This window comes from Tenacibaculum profundi, assembly GCF_057162725.1.
This window is the reverse complement of record NZ_CM169894.1, coordinates 2,042,312-2,062,348: the sequence shown is the minus strand read 5'-3', so window position 1 is coordinate 2,062,348 and position 20,037 is coordinate 2,042,312. Positions and strand designations below refer to the sequence as shown.

Annotated in this window: 19 protein-coding genes and 3 tRNA genes; 6 read left to right on the top strand and 16 right to left on the bottom strand. The window is 31.0% G+C overall.

The annotated features are described in order from the left end of the window. Window positions 1-12 precede the first annotated feature (12 nt). From gcvH to AC2GW8_RS08410, 4 genes are all read left to right on the top strand, one after another. Complete coding sequence (gcvH, locus tag AC2GW8_RS08425) at window positions 13-396, top strand: glycine cleavage system protein GcvH (protein ID WP_440879430.1); 384 nt, start codon at window positions 13-15, stop codon at window positions 394-396. Beyond that, window positions 362-745: a VanZ family protein gene (locus AC2GW8_RS08420; RefSeq protein WP_440879429.1), complete on the top strand. Its 384-nt coding sequence runs from the start codon at window positions 362-364 to the stop codon at window positions 743-745. Before gcvH ends, AC2GW8_RS08420 begins: the two co-directional genes overlap by 35 nt. A gap of 55 nt (window positions 746-800) precedes the next feature. Next, entirely contained in the window at window positions 801-1,523 is a 723-nt protein-coding gene (locus AC2GW8_RS08415; RefSeq protein WP_440879428.1) for an energy transducer TonB, read from the top strand. A gap of 197 nt (window positions 1,524-1,720) precedes the next feature. Continuing rightward, window positions 1,721-2,308, top strand: a complete 588-nt coding sequence (locus AC2GW8_RS08410) for an acyltransferase (protein WP_440879427.1) — start codon at window positions 1,721-1,723, stop codon at window positions 2,306-2,308. A 142-nt stretch (window positions 2,309-2,450) separates the two neighbouring features. On the opposite strand, the gene AC2GW8_RS08405 is transcribed toward AC2GW8_RS08410, so the two are convergent. From AC2GW8_RS08405 to AC2GW8_RS08375, 7 genes are all read right to left on the bottom strand, one after another. Continuing rightward, complete coding sequence (locus tag AC2GW8_RS08405) at window positions 2,451-3,476, bottom strand: LacI family DNA-binding transcriptional regulator (protein ID WP_440879426.1); 1,026 nt, start codon at window positions 3,474-3,476, stop codon at window positions 2,451-2,453. A gap of 66 nt (window positions 3,477-3,542) precedes the next feature. Further along, the gene (locus AC2GW8_RS08400) at window positions 3,543-4,934 is read right to left on the bottom strand and encodes an MptA/MptB family glycosyltransferase (RefSeq protein ID WP_440879425.1); all 1,392 of its coding nucleotides are present in this window, start codon (window positions 4,932-4,934) and stop codon (window positions 3,543-3,545) included. Further along, window positions 4,900-6,390 (bottom strand): cellulose synthase family protein, encoded by a 1,491-nt coding sequence (locus AC2GW8_RS08395; RefSeq protein ID WP_440879424.1) that lies wholly within the window; start codon window positions 6,388-6,390, stop codon window positions 4,900-4,902. Before AC2GW8_RS08395 ends, AC2GW8_RS08400 begins: the two co-directional genes overlap by 35 nt. Further along, entirely contained in the window at window positions 6,390-7,082 is a 693-nt protein-coding gene (locus AC2GW8_RS08390) for a glycosyltransferase family 2 protein (protein ID WP_440879423.1), read from the bottom strand. Before AC2GW8_RS08390 ends, AC2GW8_RS08395 begins: the two co-directional genes overlap by 1 nt. 2 nt (window positions 7,083-7,084) lie before the next feature. Continuing rightward, window positions 7,085-7,567: a toxin-antitoxin system YwqK family antitoxin gene (locus AC2GW8_RS08385; RefSeq protein ID WP_440879422.1), complete on the bottom strand. Its 483-nt coding sequence runs from the start codon at window positions 7,565-7,567 to the stop codon at window positions 7,085-7,087. 21 nt (window positions 7,568-7,588) lie between these two features. After that, window positions 7,589-9,214 (bottom strand): 4Fe-4S binding protein, encoded by a 1,626-nt coding sequence (locus tag AC2GW8_RS08380; RefSeq protein ID WP_440879421.1) that lies wholly within the window; start codon window positions 9,212-9,214, stop codon window positions 7,589-7,591. A 3-nt stretch (window positions 9,215-9,217) separates the two neighbouring features. Continuing rightward, entirely contained in the window at window positions 9,218-10,561 is a 1,344-nt protein-coding gene (locus AC2GW8_RS08375) for an NAD(P)/FAD-dependent oxidoreductase (RefSeq protein ID WP_440879420.1), read from the bottom strand. 634 nt (window positions 10,562-11,195) lie between these two features. Between AC2GW8_RS08375 and AC2GW8_RS08370 the strand changes: the two genes are divergently transcribed. After that, window positions 11,196-12,209 (top strand): glycoside hydrolase family 113, encoded by a 1,014-nt coding sequence (locus AC2GW8_RS08370; protein WP_440879419.1) that lies wholly within the window; start codon window positions 11,196-11,198, stop codon window positions 12,207-12,209. Between the two features lie 89 nt (window positions 12,210-12,298). On the opposite strand, the gene AC2GW8_RS08365 is transcribed toward AC2GW8_RS08370, so the two are convergent. The 4 genes from AC2GW8_RS08365 to AC2GW8_RS08350 all read right to left on the bottom strand — a co-directional run bounded on the left by AC2GW8_RS08365 (window position 12,299) and on the right by AC2GW8_RS08350 (window position 15,132). Continuing rightward, window positions 12,299-12,793, bottom strand: coding sequence for a rhodanese-like domain-containing protein (locus tag AC2GW8_RS08365; protein ID WP_440879418.1), 495 nt, complete (start codon window positions 12,791-12,793; stop codon window positions 12,299-12,301). Window positions 12,794-12,803: 10 nt separating this feature from the next. Then, window positions 12,804-13,853 carry an arsenosugar biosynthesis radical SAM (seleno)protein ArsS gene (arsS, locus tag AC2GW8_RS08360; RefSeq protein WP_440879417.1) on the bottom strand — a complete coding sequence of 350 codons (1,050 nt, stop codon included), beginning with the start codon at window positions 13,851-13,853 and terminating at the stop codon, window positions 12,804-12,806. Window positions 13,854-13,924: 71 nt separating this feature from the next. Then, window positions 13,925-14,260, bottom strand: coding sequence for an arsenosugar biosynthesis-associated peroxidase-like protein (locus AC2GW8_RS08355; protein ID WP_440879416.1), 336 nt, complete (start codon window positions 14,258-14,260; stop codon window positions 13,925-13,927). 164 nt (window positions 14,261-14,424) lie between these two features. Then, the gene (locus AC2GW8_RS08350) at window positions 14,425-15,132 is read right to left on the bottom strand and encodes a DUF547 domain-containing protein (protein WP_440879415.1); all 708 of its coding nucleotides are present in this window, start codon (window positions 15,130-15,132) and stop codon (window positions 14,425-14,427) included. A gap of 299 nt (window positions 15,133-15,431) precedes the next feature. Here AC2GW8_RS08350 and AC2GW8_RS08345 point away from each other — a divergent pair, with 299 nt between their 5' ends. Then, on the top strand, window positions 15,432-16,847 hold the full coding sequence (locus AC2GW8_RS08345; protein ID WP_440879414.1) for an alpha/beta fold hydrolase: 1,416 nt from the start codon (window positions 15,432-15,434) through the stop codon (window positions 16,845-16,847). 624 nt (window positions 16,848-17,471) lie between these two features. On the opposite strand, the gene AC2GW8_RS08340 is transcribed toward AC2GW8_RS08345, so the two are convergent. From AC2GW8_RS08340 to AC2GW8_RS08320, 5 genes are all read right to left on the bottom strand, one after another. Then, entirely contained in the window at window positions 17,472-18,155 is a 684-nt protein-coding gene (locus AC2GW8_RS08340; protein WP_440879413.1) for an HAD family hydrolase, read from the bottom strand. Further along, window positions 18,124-19,449 (bottom strand): D-arabinono-1,4-lactone oxidase, encoded by a 1,326-nt coding sequence (locus AC2GW8_RS08335; RefSeq protein WP_440879412.1) that lies wholly within the window; start codon window positions 19,447-19,449, stop codon window positions 18,124-18,126. The genes AC2GW8_RS08340 and AC2GW8_RS08335 overlap by 32 nt, the downstream gene beginning before the upstream one ends. A 117-nt stretch (window positions 19,450-19,566) precedes the next feature. Beyond that, window positions 19,567-19,652: transfer RNA gene (locus tag AC2GW8_RS08330), tRNA-Leu, on the bottom strand. Window positions 19,653-19,705: 53 nt separating this feature from the next. Beyond that, window positions 19,706-19,791, bottom strand: a tRNA-Leu gene (locus AC2GW8_RS08325). 18 nt (window positions 19,792-19,809) lie between these two features. Beyond that, window positions 19,810-19,884, bottom strand: a tRNA-Gly gene (locus AC2GW8_RS08320). Window positions 19,885-20,037: the final 153 nt, after the last annotated feature.

Sequence of the window (20,037 nt, the reverse complement as noted above, 5' to 3'; positions counted from 1 at the left end):
ACAAACAAAGCAATGAACATTCCATCAGAATTAAAATACACAAAAGATCACGAGTGGGTTAAAATAGAAGATGATATAGCTACTGTAGGGATTACAGATTTCGCTCAAGGAGAGTTAGGCGATATTGTTTACGTTGATGTAGATACATTAGATGAAACAGTTGAAGTTGAGGAGGTTTTTGGCTCTGTAGAGGCTGTAAAAACTGTATCGGACTTATTTATGCCTTTAACAGGAGAAATAGTTGAATTTAATGAGGCCTTGGAAGATGAACCTGAATTGGTTAATACAGACCCATATGGAGAAGGTTGGTTAATTAAAGTTAAGGTTTCTGATACTACCCAAATGGAGAGTTTACTAACAGATGAAGATTATAAAGACCTTATTCCGTCATCATAAAATTATGCTTTTAATAGCGATATTTATTACGATAAGTATTGCTATTTTAGGTTTAGTTAAATTTGACAGTCCACCAGTTAAGATCAAGCATTTTGATAAAATTGAACATTCTATAGCCTATTTTTTTTTAACATTATTTTGGTTATTTTCTTTTAAAAAGCACAACTCATTGTTGATAATAGTTATGTGTTTTTTTTATGGTATACTTATTGAGGTATCTCAAGAAGTCTTTACGAGACATAGGGTAGGAGAATATTATGATATCATAGCTAATCTGATAGGTGTACTTTTAGCTTTTGTATTATTCAATGCTTTTTTTTACAAAAAAGATAGTTTTTCGAAAAAATAGCTTGTAAAAGTTAAAATAAATTAATTAAATTAGCACACTATTAAAAACAGAAAGGATGGAAATTAAGAAAAATCCAAAATCAAATCTTGAGAACTACAGCAAGCTGTTTGTTCAGTTAGGATTGGTTTTAGCTTTATTTATGACATACGTTGCTATCGAAAATAAGACGTACGACAAAGAGTACGGAGAACTTGGAGAAAGTAACATGTCAGCTGATGTTGAAGAAGAAACCTTTGAAATACAGCAAGAAGTTATTCCACCTCCTAAGAATACACCACCACCTCCAGCACCTGAAAAAATTGAAATAGTTGAAGATGAACAAGAAGTTGAAGAAACTATCATTGAGTCAACAGAGACTGATGAAGCAGAGGCAGTAGTAGTTGAAGAAATTGAAGAAGTTGAAGAAGAAGAGGAGGTAGTAGAGGATGTACCTTTCTCTATTATAGAAGATGTACCAGTATTTCCAGGGTGTAAAGGATCAAAGGCTCAAAAAAAATCTTGTCTTAATGAAAAGATGAACAAACATGTTCAAAGATATTTTGATGCTGATTTGGCGAATGAATTAGGTTTAGCTCCAGGAAAGAAAAGAATATATCTTGTTTTTAAGATTGGAAAAACAGGAAATATAGAAGATGTAAAAGCAAGAGCTCCGCATCCAAGGTTAAAGCAAGAAGCAATACGTATTGCTAAGAAGCTTCCCAAGATGGAGCCTGGAAAACAAAGGGGTAGAGCTGTACGTGTAGGATATACTTTACCAATCACGTTTAATGTAGAGTAAAATAATAAAATATATACAAAAAAAGAGCAACAAATTTGTTGCTCTTTTTTTATGATTTTAAATCACTAATCATTCAATATACAATACACGTAAGAAAAAGAGAATACTTAAAAGTTTGCAATTCATTATAGCAGATCATCTTGATTAAGTTAATAACTTGGTTAATATTATTTGTTGTGTTTATTACATTTGTATTTATGGATTTTAATCAACAATATTTTGTCCATGAAACTTCTGTTATAGATAAAGGAAGTATAATTGGTAATGGAACTAAAATATGGCACTTTAGCCATGTTATGTTTAACGCTAAAATTGGCGAAAATTGCACTATAGGGCAGAATGTTTTTATTGCACCTGAGGTTGTTCTTGGAGAAAATGTAAAGGTTCAAAATAACGTATCTATTTATACGGGTGTTGTATGTGAAGATAATGTTTTTTTAGGTCCTTCAATGGTATTTACTAATGTGTTAAATCCCAGAAGTGAATTTGATCGTAAAAATGAGTTTAAAACTACTCTTGTAAAGCAAGGCGCTTCTATTGGAGCGAATGCAACGATTATTTGTGGAGTTACGATTGGAGAATATGCGTTAATCGGCGCAGGTACTGTTGTTACTAAAAATATTCCTCAATATGCTTTAGTGGTGGGCAATCCTTCTAAACAAATAGGCTGGGTAAGCAAGTATGGACATCAACTAAAATTTAATGAAAAAGGGATAGCTTATTGTCGAGAATCCGAAATTGCTTATTTTAAAAAAGGAAATATGGTAAAAGAAAAGATTATGTAATATAATAAGTAATATTTTTTAATAAAAAATTTGTGGAAAAGAAAAAGTTTTCTAAATTTGCTTCGTGGTTGAATAAACCACTTTCTTTTTCTTTTTCATAGCAATTTTTCCCACTCAGATTTTTTTGAGTGGGTTTTGTTTATTAATACTTGATTGATCTCGTTGATTCTCTTACAACTAAGTCGGTCTTAATTACTTTTGTTTCAATATGCTTCACTTTTCTTTCTAGTTTGTTTATTAACATTCTAGCTGCAGTGGCTCCCATTATTTCACCATGCTGGCTTACTGTAGTCATTTTTGGGCTTGAATGCCTTGCTAGTATTCCATTTGAAAAAGAAATTACAGAGAAATCTCTAGGAATATTATAGCCCATTTTAGTCGCTACTTTCATAGCAGCAATAGCAGATGATTCATCTGTTGTAATTACACTGTCTATTGGATTTTTTTCAAATATTGGAGCTAGTATTGTTTCATACTTCTTGTAATCTTCTTCAAAAATGTTAACTACTATATTTTTATTAAGAGGAATGTTAAGGTCTTCAAGACCTTTGATATATCCTAAATACCTTCTTTCTCCAACTTTTAAGTCACTGATTGTTGAAATAAAAGCGATGTTTTTATGACCAGTTTTATAAAGATGTTTCACTGTAGTTACGGTGCCTTCAAAATCATTTGTAATTACTTTATCGCATTCAATATTTTGAGCTACTCTATCAAACATCACAATAGGAATACCGTTATCAATTGCATCCTGAAAATGAAGAAAATTTCTTTTTCTCAGTGTTTCCTCAGCCAAGGAAAGTATAAGACCATCAATACTACCGTTTGATAACATTTTAACAGCTTCTAATTCTTTTTCGTAGGATTCATTCGAGATACAAGAAATAATTTTATAACCATTTTTACTTGCTATTGTTTCAATTCCCTTAAATACTTGTGCTAGGAAGTAGTTTAGCATATTTGGTATTAAGATACCAATAGTTTTAGTTTTTTTATTTTTTAAATTAACAGCAGTAATATTAGGCCTGTAATTATTTTCTTTAGCAAATTTTCTAATTCTTTCTTTGGTAGTTTCGCTTATTTCATAGCTGTCATTTAATGCTTTAGAAACTGTAGAGATTGAAACATTAAGATATTTGGCAATGTCTTTTATTGTTAGCCTTTTCATATAAATGTGGTGAATAGTAAAAAAACAATAATACGAAAAACGATTATAAATGATGTAATTAATTTGTTAGTTTAGATTTATCTTTAAATTGGTTTTGATAAACTTTAGTTCGTATGAAATGATTACAAAAACTACTATATATTCAATAAAAATAATCCACAAATTTTCTTTCCATGGAGTATTAGAATATGCTTGGTAACTAAGTACAATAAGAAAGCTCCAAGCAACAGAGAATCGATATTTAGTGAAGCAACTTAGACAAACTAATGTTGCTAAATACCATGGATGTACAGTTGTTGATGTTAAATAATAGAAAGATAAGGACAAAAGCATTGCCGTGATTAATTCTTGAAGTCCCTCATTTTTTCTAAAAAAAGTTATGCAAATGATGAATGATGTTGCTATTAAAGGCATTATCTTTCCTATAATTGCGATTTCATTGTATCCTCTAAACAAATATCCTATTTCTCTAGCAACATAATAAAAGCTAGCATTAAATTCAAAACTTCTAAACCAAAGTCCAATAGAATTTATATAGTTTGCAAAAAAGTCATTGGATATGAAAGGGCTAAAAGTTATTATAAGTGTAAGTAACACTAGAGTATAAAAAGCAATTAATTTTTTCATACCATTAAAAAAGGACATTTTTTTATTTACGAAATAATTGAATATTATGGGTAATAAAAGTAGCGGTATTAATTTTACCGATATTGAAAATGCTAAAGATATAGCAGCTATTATCCATTTATTTTTAGCTAGCTTATATAACGAAAAAACAAGAAAAAAAAGCATTACAGGTTCAAAATGTAAATTACCTGTTAATTCAATTATCACAAATGGATTTAAAATGTAAAAGAAAATATTTGATATAGGTAGTTCTAGTAGTTTTAATAGTTTTTTTCCATATAAAAGAATACCCAGATCAGCTACAATGATTATTATATGCATTACTGCTATGGAAATAAAAATACTATGATTCCCCAATAACGCGGCAATATAAAAACACAGTTGGTTAATAGGAGGGTAATTTGTAAAATGGCTTCCATTCATTTCCCCCATTCCTTTGTAAAGTTCAGTAGCTTCATTTATAGGTTGTTTTCCCATTTCAATAAAGGCTTCTGGTAATGATAGGTAGGGATTAAATCCTTCAAAAAGCATTCTTCCATCCCAAATAAAACGATAAAAGTCTTGCGATAAGTTTGGAATGGCAAATAGAAAAACCAGTCTAAATAATATGGAAACTCCACATAAAAAGCGAAAGTTTTCTTTTTGGGAACGAAATAAAAGGTAGGAACCAGCAAACAAACTACTCCATAAGGCTAGCAAAGAGTAAAAAGAGGCTCTTTCAAGTAAAAATGCAAATAAGAAATATAAAATTAAGATAATTAAGGTTACTATCAAGCTATATTTCCTGATAATATCATTAAGCTTTTGAAAATATAGACTTATAGAACACATACGCAAAACCTATAAAAAGCATTAAATGAAAAGGAAATAGACCAAAGTCACCACCTTGATCACCAACGATAAACGCACTGTACATACCAAAGGCAAAGTATATAGCTAATAGACCTTCAATAATGATATTTAATGAGAGCTCTTTTTTGATATACTTATTATTTCCCCAACTGTCAGTAAGAGATTTTATATTAAATTTAGGAGTTCTAACAAATTCACTTTTTTTACCAATGTGCCCTTCAAGAACAGCAATGGTATTATGAAGAGAAAACCCCATTGCTATTGAGAAAAAAGATAAGAAAGCTCCAATATATTTTATGAAATTCATAAAGCCACCACCATAAGTTTTCTTGTACATATACCAATAACAAATAAAGAAAATAAGTGTACTAACTATAAAGAAACTCATTACTAAAAAGTAAATTTTTAAGTGCGCGTATTCATTTTTTATATATAGCATTGGAATACTTAGAATTGCTACTATAAAAATACAGGTAAACATTGAACTATTTAATAAATGTAAAACACCATGTATTTTTGTTTTAATAGAAAAATCTTTACTCATAATAACACGTTTTAACATTTTTTGAAAATTTTCTGCACCTCCTTTATTCCATCTAAACTGTTGTGAACGAGCAGCACTAATAATTACAGGAAGTTCTGCTGGTGTTTCTACATCTTCTAAGTACTTAAATTTCCAATTTTTTAATTGAGCTCGGTAACTCAGGTCTAGATCTTCTGTTAAAGTGTCTCCTTCCCAATTTCCAGCATCATAAATACATTTTTTACGCCAAATACCAGCTGTACCATTAAAATTAATAAAGTGCCCCTTACTATTTCTACCTACTTGTTCTAACGTAAAATGAGCATCAAGAGCAAACGCTTGAATTTTGGTTAATGTAGAATAATTTCGATTAATATGTCCCCAACGTGTTTGAACAACTCCAATTTTAGAGTCTTTAAAAAAGGGAACTGTTTTGGTCAACCAACAGGGTTTGGGTAAAAAGTCCGCATCGAAAATAGCAATGAAATCTCCTTTAGCAGTTTTTAAACCTTCTTTTAATGCCCCTGCTTTAAATCCGTTTCTGTTTTTTCGTCTAATATGCTGAATATCTAACCCGCTTTTTTGCAGTTTTTCAATATGTTTTGATGTAGTCTCTATTGATTCATCAGTAGAATCATCAAGTACTTGAATTTCAAGCTTATCACTTGGGTAGTTTATTTTGGCAATATTGTTTAACAAACGCTCCATTACATACAGCTCATTGTAAACTGGTAATTGAATAGTTACATAAGGAACCTCTTCTGATTTTGTCAAATCAAATTTGGGTGAATCATCTTGCTTTTTATTTGCTTTTAAATAATTGAAAAGTAGATTTAATTGAGCTAACGCATACATTAAAATTAGAACTAGCGATATTGTGTATAAAACGATTACAATATATTCTAAAATCATTATTTGAAACTATATTTAAATATCCAACCTAAAATTTTTATGCCTGCAAAGATAGTACCTTTAACGGTTCCTGAAACTTTTGAAATACCTATTCTGTTTCTATACTTCACATTAATTTCTTTATAAGTAAGTTGTTGTTTTATAGATTTTAACTGCATCTCAACAGTCCATCCATAGGTTTTGTCTTCCATATTTAATTTTAGAAGTTTTTCATATTTAATTGCTCTGAAAGGACCAAGGTCCGTGAATTTAGCTTTAAAAAAGAGTTTCATTAAAAAAGTAGCCAACCAGTTTCCAAAAATTTGTTGCGGTGTCATAGCGCCTTTTTCACGTAATTGTTTAATTCTGGTTCCAATGACGAAATCAATGTTTTCATTAATTATCGGGGCAATTATTTCAGTTAACTGCTCGGGATAATCAGAATAATCTCCGTCAAGAAATACCAAAATTGTAGGTTTTATAGCTTGATTAGCAATGTAATTCATTCCTTTCAAACAAGCATATCCATAACCTCTTCGTGACTCTTTTAGAACAGTTGCTCCAGCATTTTTAGCATTTAATTCAGTATTATCAGTAGAATTATTACTTACAACGATTATTTCATCAACTATAGTGGGGACGTCATTTATTACATTTGCAATAGAATCTTGTTCATTATAAGCAGGAATAATAACTTTAATTATTTGGTTCATTTTTATCTTAAATCATTCAGATCATTCTCTTTTTTAAAAGAGGAAAAGTCAGACCACTCATTTATTTTTTCACCGTTTTTAAATTTAACAGCTTTTATTAATTGTTTTTTTCGATAAAGTAAACAATATCCATCTTTTTTGTCATTTTTCAGTTGACATTTATGATTAACGTTTCCCATTTTATCATAGTATAACCACCATTTATTTTGTTTGCCATTAACAAAATGTCCTTCTTTTACTTTCTTCCCATCTTTGTGGTAAAAGTACCAATAATTTGTAGGAAGATTGTTTTTATAACCCCCTTCTTTTTTTAGTGCTTTATTTTTGTAATAAAATTTCCAATAATCGATTTTTTTATTGCCTACTAGCCATCCTTCTTCCTTTAAGTTTCCGTTAGCATAATAGTTTTTATAATATATTCTTTGACACCATATCTGTTGGTAGAAAACAACTAGAAAAAGTAAAGCAATATTCTTTTTAATCATTATTCTGCTTTTTTACTTGACTTATTTACTGTCATTAACTAATGTCATTAAGTCAATATCGTTCCCAAGTAAAACATCCGTTGGATTAATTCTACCTTCTTCTGGTCCGTTTTCTAATTTTAAAACTCCTCTAGGGCATACCGCAGAGCATATTCCACATCCTACACAACTGGCACGAACAATATTTTCACCCTTTTGTGCATAGGCCCTTACGTCAATACCTTGTTCACAGTACGTAGAACAGTTACCACAAGAAATACATTGCCCTCCATTTGTGGTAATTCTGAAGCGAGATTTAAATCGTTGAACCAAGCCAAGATATGCAGCTAAAGGACAGCCGAATCGACACCAAACTCTATTTCCAAATATTGGGTAAAACCCAGTTCCAATAACACCAGCAAACCACGCACCGATTAAGAAGCTATAGGCATCTTTAATTCCTTGAGAGTTAATTCCAAGAAAAGAAGAAGCACCAGTAAAATAACAGTACAATGTAACGATCGTCATAATAACAGAGAATACCAATACAGCATGAATTACCCAACGTTCAAGTTTCCATGCTTTTAAGGTTTTGTTTGAATGTTGACGGTAAGGGTCTCCCAAAGTTTCTGCAAGACCTCCACATCCACATACCCACGAACAGTACCATCTTTTACCAAAGAAATAAACCATGACAGGAACAAAAACTAAGGTTAATAATACTCCCCATACCAGAATAAAAACACCAATACCACCACTTTTTGATAAAGAAGCTAAATTCCATTCAAAAAAGAAATCATAGTCTAAAGGGAAAGCATTTTTAAAGTCATATCCAGGCATGTTCAAGCTTGTCATAATTTCAGGAATTAAGAAAGCGAATACTATCTGAAAGAATAAAACAGAAGTAGTACGAACAATTTGGTAATTGTTATGGCGGTATTTAATGTACATACGTACTCCCATAACAGTCATGATTACACAATACAAGAAACCATATACGAACCATTGACTTGCAGCTCCTCCGTTTAAAGTTTTGCTAATAGGATCTAAAATAAAGGTCCAATTCACAACATAATCTGGTAAAAAGTATAGGAGGATATAAAATAGCACTAGGTAAAATAATACTAGCCAGGCAATCCAACCTCTATTTGTACTCGATTCTAAGTAAATACCATTGTTTTTAATTCCTTTAGGGCCTAATAAAACTACATTTGGAATTATAAATAACAAAGCTCCAATGATACCAAGGCCAAAAGTTAAAAACCATACTAAACCTGGATTTTCTTTGATATAACCTTTGCCAGCTTTTTTAGCTAAGTCATAACTTAAAGTATGCGGTTTTCCATAGATTTTATACTGAAATTGAGCTCCTTTTAAATCCCAATTTTTTTCAGCATCGTATTTTGCAATAAGTTGATCATAATGGTCATTTGTGTTGTTAAAAGCTTGACGTGCTCTTGATGAAAATTCAAAAATATTCAATGGTTCATCAGTGATCACTGCTTTCGCCAACTCATCTTTTATGATCTCACTTTTAAATCCTTTTTCTTTGATATAGTTTTCTAATTCAGCAGAAGTTAAATTAAAAGAACCAGTAAATAGACTTGCTGAAAATACGGCTAATCCAAGTAAAAATAGTACAAGGCCAAGTTGTTTGATTGCTTTCATATTTTAAACTCTGCTAAAAATGCGTTTCCAGCTTTTCTTTTTTAATTTAATATTAGTATTGTTTTCTTGGTTGAATTTTTGAACAATTTCGGGTTCGTGAAGTTTGTAAAATTCTGGATCAAAGTTAGCGTCGGCTAAATGCTCAATAACATGATCTATGCTTTCACCATTCGTAAGAACTCTGTCAAAAAACTCATGTCTCATTCGTATTCCAAAAGTGTTAATACCAATAAACTTTCGAGTGTTTTTATCGAAATTAACATGAATACATTTCTTACCACTTTTATGTTCCCAGTAGAAACGAGCTTCGTTTTCTCTAGTTTTTGCCCAAACCCATCCATAAGTTTGATATTCGATATCAATAAACTTTGCTGAGTTAAACCAATGTCCAGGTTTGTATTCTAATTTGTTACCACAAATGGTTTGAGCTACGGTTTCACCCATCATTCTTCCTGTATACCATACTGCTTCAATAGCTCTTCTTTCTCCGATGGGCTCATGTTGCTCGGCACAATCACCAATTGCATAAATATTTGGAATGCTTGTTTCTAAAAATCTGTTTACTTTTACGCCTTTTCCAATTTCAATATCGCTATCTCTTAAAAAATCAACATTAGGTGATACTCCAGCGGTTAGCCCTACCACATTACATTCAATCTCTTCGCCTGTTTCAGCTATAATTACTGATTTAGCTTTTCCGTTTGTATCTGTTTTAATTTCTTTTAAGTTCACTCCTAAACGTAAATCGATTTGATTCTCTAAAATTTCTCTATTAATCATTGCAGACTCACCTTTAGGCAATACGCTGTTCCAGAAACTACTTTCACGAACTAAAAAAGTTACGGGAATATTTCTACTGTGAAGCATTTCTGCAAGTTCTATTCCTATAAGTCCTCCGCCAATTATAACAGCTCTTTTGCATTTTTTGTTATCAGGAGCATACTTTTCGAGCTTTTCTAAATCTTGTTTATGGTACATTCCAAAAACTCCTTTTGCCTCCTGACCGGGCCATCCGAATTTATTAGGTTTTGAGCCTGTTGCAATAATGAGCTTATCATATGTCATGATTTCATCATTGTCAAACTGTATTTTTTTAGCCAAAGGATGAATTTTCGTAACGGTTCCTTCCTTCAAATCAATATTGTTTTTTCTCCAAAACCAAGGTTCATAAGGTTGAGTGTGTTCAAACTTCATGTGTCCCATATAAACATACATAAGTGCTGTTCTTGAAAAGAAGTACTTCGTTTCACTTGAAATGATCGTGATTTTCTTATCAGACAATTTTCTAATGTGCCTAGCGGCTGTAATTCCAGAAATCCCATTACCAATAATTACAACATGTTCCATAAAAAAGTTGATTTGAAAATTAGGTCGTCATTAAAGTTAATAACTTAATGAATAAAATAAATTTAGAATGATTATAAATAGCGATTGAGGTTATTGTGTTTTTTTAAGAGCTTTGAATCAAGTATATATCTTTTTGCAGATTGACTAAATTTCAGAGTATAAAGTTACTTTAATTAAGAAAAATGCTAACATCATTTTATATTTTGGGAATCAATACATAAAACGCTCTTTAAATGACCAAAACATTAACCAAAAGAGTTAAGTAGTTAATTTTTTAGTAGTATTCTAATTTGAGTTAATCGTGAAACATACGAATCTTATAGTTCTAACTTTAATGAAATAGAAATATAATCGTATTAAACTGAAAGAAATTTAAATTTCTTAATTTTTGCAAATAATGCAATTATAAACTTCTAAGAAAGCCGTTAATTACTGCTTATTCGATTATTTTGTTGATTGCTTTTTTGTGTTGGTTAATCCTTTGTTTTAAAGGTTTTTTAGTGTTTTTTTTAGCTTTTTGTCGAAAAATAGATAAGGTCCCTAGATATAGTAGTGTGAGTTGAGTGTTAATATTTTTGTGCTGTTTACCAATGCTTTAGTTGTTGGGTTATTATAAAAAAGGTAACTTGCGACTATGAAAATTAAGATTAAATGGCTTTTTATCTTTGGAATTATTTGTCTTCATACATCTTGCGAGAGTCAAAGAAAAAAAGTTAATGGAGTTAGTTTTGTTGCTTCATCGGATCAAATAAATTTTAAACACACGCTTCCAGTTAAAGAGGTTTTGGCAAATTTCGTAGCCTTGATGCCATATGCTTTCATAGAAAATATAAGTTCTCCAGAGGTGCAATTTAATGCTTCAAAACAATGGTTTGGAGAGACCTCTGAAGGTGTTGAACAATATGCTGAGAAATTCCACAGAGAGCAGGTTCAGATTATGATTAAACCCCAAATATGGGTTTGGCAAGGAGAATATACTGGGTTGATAAATATGAAGACAGAAAGCGACTGGAAAAAATTAGAAAAAAATTATACTAAATTTATTTTAACCTTTGCTAAGGTTGCTCAAAAAGTGAAAGCGCATTTATTTTGCGTTGGCACTGAACTAGAACGGTTTGTAGTTAAAAGACCAGAATATTGGAACGATCTGATAAAAGAGGTAAGAAAAGTGTATACCGGTAAAATAACGTATGCTGCTAATTGGGATGAATATCATAAAATAGATCTTTGGAACGTGTTAGATTATATAGGAGTTGATGCTTATTTTCCTCTAAGTGATGAAGAGTCACCGTCAAAAGAAGATTTTAAGAAAGGATGGAACAAATACAAGAAAGAAATTATTGCTGTTAAAGATAAGTTTGAAAAGCCAGTTTTATTTACAGAGTACGGATACAGAAGTGTTTCTTATACAGGAAAAGAACCTTGGAATTCAAATACAATAGAGGGAAATGTAGATCTAGAATCACAAAAAAAAGCACTGGAAGTTTTGTACGAAGAATTCTGGGATGAATCATGGTTTGCAGGGGGGTTTTTATGGAAGTGGTTCCATAATCATGGCCAAGTTGGTGGGAATAATAACAATAGATTTACTCCTCAAAATAAACCAGCATTAGAAGTGATAAAAAAAGCATACGGGAAAATAGAATAAGATTGTTTACAATTAAATAAATTCTGTTTTAAAAGGAAGTAAAATTTAATTAGGGTTATTTTAAGTTTAACACGATTTTTTAGGGGGAGTTAGTAGACCTTTTTACCTTTTAATAACCATTTTCCCCATTCTTTACTATAAATATGAATTTGTTCTGTTAGTTTATTTTCGTTTGAAACAACTATATTTTCTTTGTTTTTCCATTCAAAAATCCCACCGTAAAGGTTGTAAACATTTAAAAAGCCTGCTTTCTTTAGCTCTTCAGCAATATCCTCAGACCGAATTCCAATAGAGCAATATACAATAACCTTGGTATTCTTATTCTTTATTAATGAAACGGTGTTTTGGATGTTAAAATAATTATAGCCAACAGGTAAGGCATTCTTGATATGACTTACTTTAAACTCTATCGGTTCTCTTGCGTCTAGAAGAATAACTTTTGAAAGTTCTTTTTTTAATTCATCAACGCTTATGTAAGGAATGCTCTCATTATTGTGTTTTTTTAATAACAGTTTCAACTCCTTTTTTTGAGCACTGACAGAAACTATTAAAAGAAAAAGTAGTAACAGTAGTATTTTCTTCATGGTTAACAATTTATGCTACAGTTCCTTGACAGCTACTTCCAGCACCAGCCGTACAACCATAACAATGTTGATTAATAATAATGTTTCTGTTAGTTAATAGTTCCTCGTTATATTCAGAAATATGTTGTACTCTGCTAGAAACTTTAAGATTAAGCATCTGATTAAAATCACAATCATATAAATACCCATCCCAACTTACAGATAACGTATTGGTACACATTACATTTTCAACTGCCTTAGGATTGTAGGCTTCTACTAAAGTGTACATGTAATCTTCGTAATTTTCAGAGGCAATTAAATAATCTAAAAATCTACTAATAGGTAAGTTAGTAATTGCAAATAGGTTGTTAAAAGTTATGTTAAAGTCTTCGGCAAGAGCCTTTTTAAAATCTTTTTCCATGGAGATTTGATCTCCAGGAAGAAATGCTCCAGAAGGATTATAGACTAGGTCAAGTTTTAGACCTGTCCCCTCAACACCATAACCAATGGCATTTAATTCTTGAAGCGCTTTAATCGATTTGTCAAAAACGCCATTACCTCTTTGTTTATCAGTTTTTCCTCTTGTCCAGTGAGGCATCGATGAAACAACATGAACGTTATGCTTTTTGAAGAATTCTGGCAGGTTAAAATATTTTTTATTAGCTCTTATGATGGTTAGGTTTGAACGGACAATAAAATCCTTTATACCGGCTTTGGAAGCTTCTTCAACAAACCATCTAAAATTAGGGTTCATCTCTGGAGCTCCTCCCGTTAGATCTAAGGTATGAGCTCCTGTTCTACGAATTACATCTAAACATTGTTTCATAGTTTCAGTAGTCATGATTTCTTTTCTATCTGGCCCTGCATCAACATGACAATGTGCACAAACTTGATTACACATATACCCAACATTAATTTGAAGAACTTCCAGTTTTCTTGGCTTTAAAGGAAATTGACCTGTCTCTTTTATTTTATCAGCAAAGGTTGGAAGTTCATTTTTAAAAATTCCGTTGGATAAAATTTCCAATTGACGCTTTGTATTTGCCAAATCATTATTCCTAGCTAGTAAAGATTTTTTCATTCTGTATTTTATGATTTATAAGGTCAAGTGCCGTCGAAAACTACTTGATGTCATTTTTTAATTAGATTTTGCTACATATCTAATTTATTTACTTTATTCATCATTTGAACTCCATGAACAAGTGTTGCGCCACTTTTGATTGCCGCTCCAACATGAATCGCTTCCATCATTTCCTCTTTAGTAATACCTCTTTGTAAACCATCTTTTGAATAAGCATCAATGCAATATGGGCATTGTTCTGTATGAGCCACAGCGAGTGCTATTAAACTTTTTTCTCTGGCGGTTAAAGCTCCTTCTTCGAAAACTTTTCCATAATAATCAAAAAATTTGTTACCAAGTTCTTCGCTCCATTCCGTTATTTTACCAAATTTTTTTAGATCTGTTGGGTCATAGTACGTTTTAGACATATATCTTATTTCTTTATTAATTGCTAGTTTTATGCTTGAAATAGGCTCAATGATGTTGAAGAAATCAAATATTATAAAAAAAAATGATTCAATAGTCTATTTCTAAATTCACTCAAAGTGATAAAAATACAAAATGTATTATCAAAATTTATTTTGAAAAAAAGTTATTTCCCATTCAGGCTCCAATCATACTCTAAATATTTAATTTTTGCCGTTGTACTAATTTTTGTGTTAGAATATTTATTAAGAAAATCAATAATAGAACCATTTTGAGTAAAATCAGATTTGAACCAATCAAATATTTTTGAAAGTTGAATTTCATTATGAGAGATTTTATTCTTTTGTGGATTATTAATGAATTTTTTTAGTAACAGGGTAGTTTTGACGTCATAATTAGCTTCAGTAAAAGCGAAATTCCCTAATTGAGGGCAAGATCCGGAAGCACAATTTACACCAACATGAATTTTGGGATCGTTAAATTTTTTCCTTAATATTTCATGTTCAATATGGTTTAGTGTGTAATTTTTACCTCCAACTTTTACAAATTGTATATCCCATGCGCCCTTGCCTTTTTCTTTAATGGTAGTAATACTTTTTAAAGGATAATTGTCTAATATTAGTTTGATAGTGTAAGCGTTGTAGGTATTGATCCAAAAAGCTTTACTCTTAGCAGGAGACCAGTTTTTTTGAGGAGTAGTCCTTTCTAAGTAATTTAGATACTCTTGAAGTTTTGATTCCTCATTTTTAAAAGCTTTGTAGTTTACATTTCCCTTGTTATTAACATGTTTTTTTAGTAATGAATTAAAAATACTTGTTTGGCTGTAAGTATTTGTGAAGAGAATCAGACTTAAAAGAAAAAATATTTTTTGCATATTAAATTGAATTTAGAATCTGTTTTTAGTTAGACGTTTTTTTTTATTGGTGATTACAAATATGTTTATAATTTTTTGCTTATTTATACCTGTATTGACTTCACATAGGAAAAATAAGTTTTTTATACTTTATTGAAGGGGTTTACTTTTTAAGCGTACTTCAAGTGTTATGTTTCTTTTTGTTGTTTTCTATTGAGTATTATGCTTAATAGTGATTTATTTTATTACTTGTACCTAAAGGTACAAATTAGGTCAGTTGTCCTGTTATATTTTTGATCAATAATTTAAAAAACAAAAAAATGATCAAATTTAAGCTGCTTTTTCTAAGCCTACTTCTTGCTCTTTTAGGATGTAAAGGAGAGACGAATATCAATGATAACTCAATAGATAATTTACCAAAAGAAACTTATGTTTTGGTTCATTCTGCTTGGTTGGGAAAATGGCAATGGGAAAATATAGTTCCTATTTTAACAAATAAAGGCCATAAAGTTATAGCTCCCGATTTACCGGGACATGGAAGTGATGGCACACCTGCATCGGATATTACTATGGATGATTATGTTAACACCTTGGTAAGTATTTTAGACGAGCAAGATAAACCAGTGATACTGGTAGGGCATAGTTTTAATGGAATAACCATTAGTAGGGTGGCAGAGTTAAGACCAAATAAAGTAAAAAGCCTTGTTTATATGGCTGCATTTTTACTTCCTAATGAGAGCTCTTTTTTAGGAGCAGTTCAAGGGGTTTCAGGCTCTAATGCTGTAGATAATTTTAAGGTGTCAGACGATGGTTATTCTGCGTATATTAATGAAAATCAACAAAAAAATGCTCTCGTTCATGATGTTTCTCAGGAATTTTACGATGTTAATATTAAACCATACATAGTTTCAGAGCCTTTATCACCATTAAAGTATAAATTACAGATAACAGATAAGAATTTCGGAAGAATTCCTAAGTATTATATTGAAACAACGGAAGATAAAGCTATTCCTATAGAAATACAAAAAAGCATGTATAAGGGAAATGTACTTAAAGTATATACGCTTAATAGTAGCCATTGTCCTAATTTTTCTCAACCAAAAAAATTAGCAGAGGTATTGTTAGATGTAGTTAATGAGCAAGAAAAAAAAGACTTAATAATGAGTCATTTTGAGAAGGAAGAAGAAGTTAAAGTGCACAGACTATTTTCTAACGAAAATCAAATTTTTGCTCATTTTGAATCAAAAAGAGGTGGAGAAAAGTATGCTCATATGGCTCTTTTGGAAATAACAGGAGATAAAAAAATATATACAACTATTCAAAAGGTGCCAAAAAATCAAATTTCGGAGAATAGAATGTTTGAAGGAGCAAAACTAGTATCCACAAAATCTAATAATACAGTTTCAAACTTAACACACATAAATAAATTTATAAAAAATGTTTGGATAGATGGTAAATATGAAACACTTCCCGATTTTTTTAATAACGGAATACTAATTCAGCATAATCCAACAGTTCAAGATGATGTTAAAGGGTTGTATGTTTTATTAGACTATTTAAAAAACCAAGGAATAACTTTGAAATATGAAGAGATAGTGACTTCATTTGCGAAGGGTGACATGGTTTTAGTATATTCAAAAGGAATATTTGGGGGTGATAATTATTTATTTGCCGATTTATTTAGATTAGAAAATCAAAAGATAGTGGAGCATTGGGATGTTATTGAACAAAAGTAGCAGATAAACATAATAAACCGGTGATTAGGGTCGTCTAAGTTATTTAGGCGATCTTTTTTGTAAAAAAAGAAAAACTTGTTGGTTGTTAGTGTTAGAGTTGCTTTTGTAAAAAGTTAGCTGACAAATAAACTCAAAGAATAAATATTAATTTATTGAATACTTATAACTTTGCCTAAGTTTTGGGAGTTGTGTTCAATGATAATGATTTAAATCCATGTACAAAATATTTACAGTACATTTTGATGGTGAGAAGATCTGCTGATTAGATTTTAAATTTCAAAGCAAAAAACAAGTTGTCGTTGTTATATGACAAAACTATAGTATTTGCAGATAAAAGTAGATGTTGTGAAACAAGTAGAAACTGTTTGTGGTCGACCAATTATTATAAAAAAGGTAAAATTGTGTTGGGTCAATTGTTAGCTGATATACAAAAACACGCCACTCAAATTATAAAACTTATATTTGAGAAACAAATTTAGTATCTATTTTTCTTCTCTAGAAAACAAAAATAAGGCAACGAATAAGAGTGAAAATACTTGGTAACTAGGATTTGATACTGAAAAAATACAAGATGTTACTAAAAACAAGGTAAGTCTTTTTTATTCTTAGAGTCCTCGGTTATTCTCATTTCTGAGTGACGTGAGTTTTTAAATACTCAAAAGCTTCTAAGACTGTGGGAAAAATAAATTGACTTCCAGCTTCTCTTAACTCAGAGTCTGAATATTGGGTTAAAATTCCAATAGGAACCATCCCTGCTAACTTCGCTGCAGTAGTTCCTGTTAAGCTATCTTCAAAAACCCAAATATCTTTAAAATCTGACACTGTAAAACCCAGTTTATTCGCTAAAGTAATATAAGCTTCTGGTGCTGGTTTTGGTTTTTTATAATCTTGAACTCCAAAATAAGTTTCAAAATCAATATTTAAATGATAAATACTGTTTTTTAAGAATTGTCTCGTTGCATTACTTGCAATTCCGTAAGGTGTGTTATTTTCCTTTAAAAAAAAGGTAATTTCTCGTATACCAGGCAATAATTCAGGTACTTTAAAAAATTTATTTAAATGCTCGTCTTTCAAAAAATATAAATCTTTAAACTGATTTTCTTTACCAACTGTACTTGCATAATATTCGGCTATTTTATAAGGAGAAGCTCCTGCTAATTCCATGGGAAATGCAGGAAGTTCTTTATGAAATAATTCTTTAAAGGCTGATTCCCATGCACTTCTATGGCTTTGGAAACTATTAACTATTACACCATCAAAATCGAATAGAAAACCTTTAGGCAATTGCATTAACTTTGTTTTTTTCATTAACTAAATTGGTTAAATATGGATTCAAAAATTTATTGGTTGGATCTAATTCGCTTCTTAATCTTTTAAAGTCTTCCCACATAGGATAAATTTTAGAAAGTTCTGCATCCTTAGCCACAAAGCGTTTCCCCCAATGAGGTCTTCCTCCATGTTTAATGAATATTTTTTCAACACTTTTAAAAGCTTCATAAGTATCTGCAGTTGCGGCATTTCTAGAAACACAACCCATAGTTACAGTATCATGCCCATAAGCGTAACTCAACCAGGATTTATCTTGGTATACGAAGCGAACATCCATTGGGATATGGACAAAAGATTTGTTACCCCATTTGTTCAGTTCTCTTTTTAATTCTGCAAAAACTTTTGGAAACTTATCCAGTGCTATAGTCCATTCAGCTAATTCCAAAGTGGAACCTCTTGATTTAGTTACGGTTGCTTGGTAAAGAGATCCTTTATGTTCTTTTTTTGCACTGAAAAATCCTCTGTATAACAACTTATTTGCAATGGCAGTTAACCAAGGAAAAATATGAGTGTATTTGTATAAAATCTTTGAAGCATTCCTTCTATGTTTCAAATATCTAGGTCCTAAATTTTCTGTAACTTCAGTCTCTGGATCAATTTTATCACCTGTAATAACATATCCTCTGTCAGTATGGGGTAACCATAAAATTCTTAAAAAATCATGTTTCTTTAATCTGCTTTTTATTTTTGGTAGCCACTCGCTATCTTTCTCAGGACCTTCCTTTACATGAAGCGTATATTCTTCTTCACACTGAAAAGTGATCGTAGACATTACACCTAACATTCCCAAAGAAACGCGAACAGCATCCATCAACGGATCCTCTTTTGTAATTTTTTTTAAGCTACCATCAGCTAATACCAAATTACATTCAATCATGTATTCGCTTAATAATTTACCACTTGTACCGTGTGTGCCAGTTGCCAATGCGCCACCAATTGTAATAGTGTTAATGTCTGGTAAACAAGAAATACACCAACCAACAGCTTCAATTGCCTCTAATAACTCTCTTAAAATTAAACCAGATTGAACTGTAATTGTTTTTTTATTGTAGTCGTAAGAAACAATCTTATTGTAGCCAGTCATATCTATCAATGCATTTGTTCCAGCGGCAATATCAGCCGAAGATTGCTTACTTCCAAAAAAACGAATTTTTTCATTCGAAGATATTGCTTCTTGAAGTTCTTCTTCAGTGGTGACTTTATATAGCTTTTCGAAGTTGTACTTTAAGTTTTCATTCCAACTAACCCAAGTATTTGTGTTTTTTTGTTTCATTATATCTAGTTATTGTTAAACAAAAATACGTAATTAAAACAATTAAAAATTTAATTTTATGAAAAGCAAACTAATTTTCACAAAAAAAACCTTAACAAATAAATGTTAAGGTTTTTGTACAGAAGGCGGGACTTGAACCCGCACGGGCATTACGGCCCATTGGATTTTAAGTCCAACGTGTCTACCAATTCCACCACTTCTGCTTTATAGTTATCGACAATAACTAAATTTAAGCTTATTCTTGAATAAGTCTTAGTACTGAAGGCGGGACTTGAACCCGCACGAGCATTACGGCTCATTGGATTTTAAGTCCAACGTGTCTACCAATTCCACCACTTCAGCGTAAATTTTGATAAATCTTGGAGCGAAAGACGGGATTTGAACCCGCGACCCTCACCTTGGCAAGGTGATGCTCTACCCCTGAGCTACTTTCGCGTAGTCGATTCATTTATTTTAATGAACGTCGCGCTATTTGAACGCGGATGCAAATATAAATTGTTTTTTTTAATTACAAAGTCCTTTTTCTTTTTTTTTAAATAATTTCAAAAAATTCGGATGTTAAATTAGAAAGAAATATCTTTGCAAAAA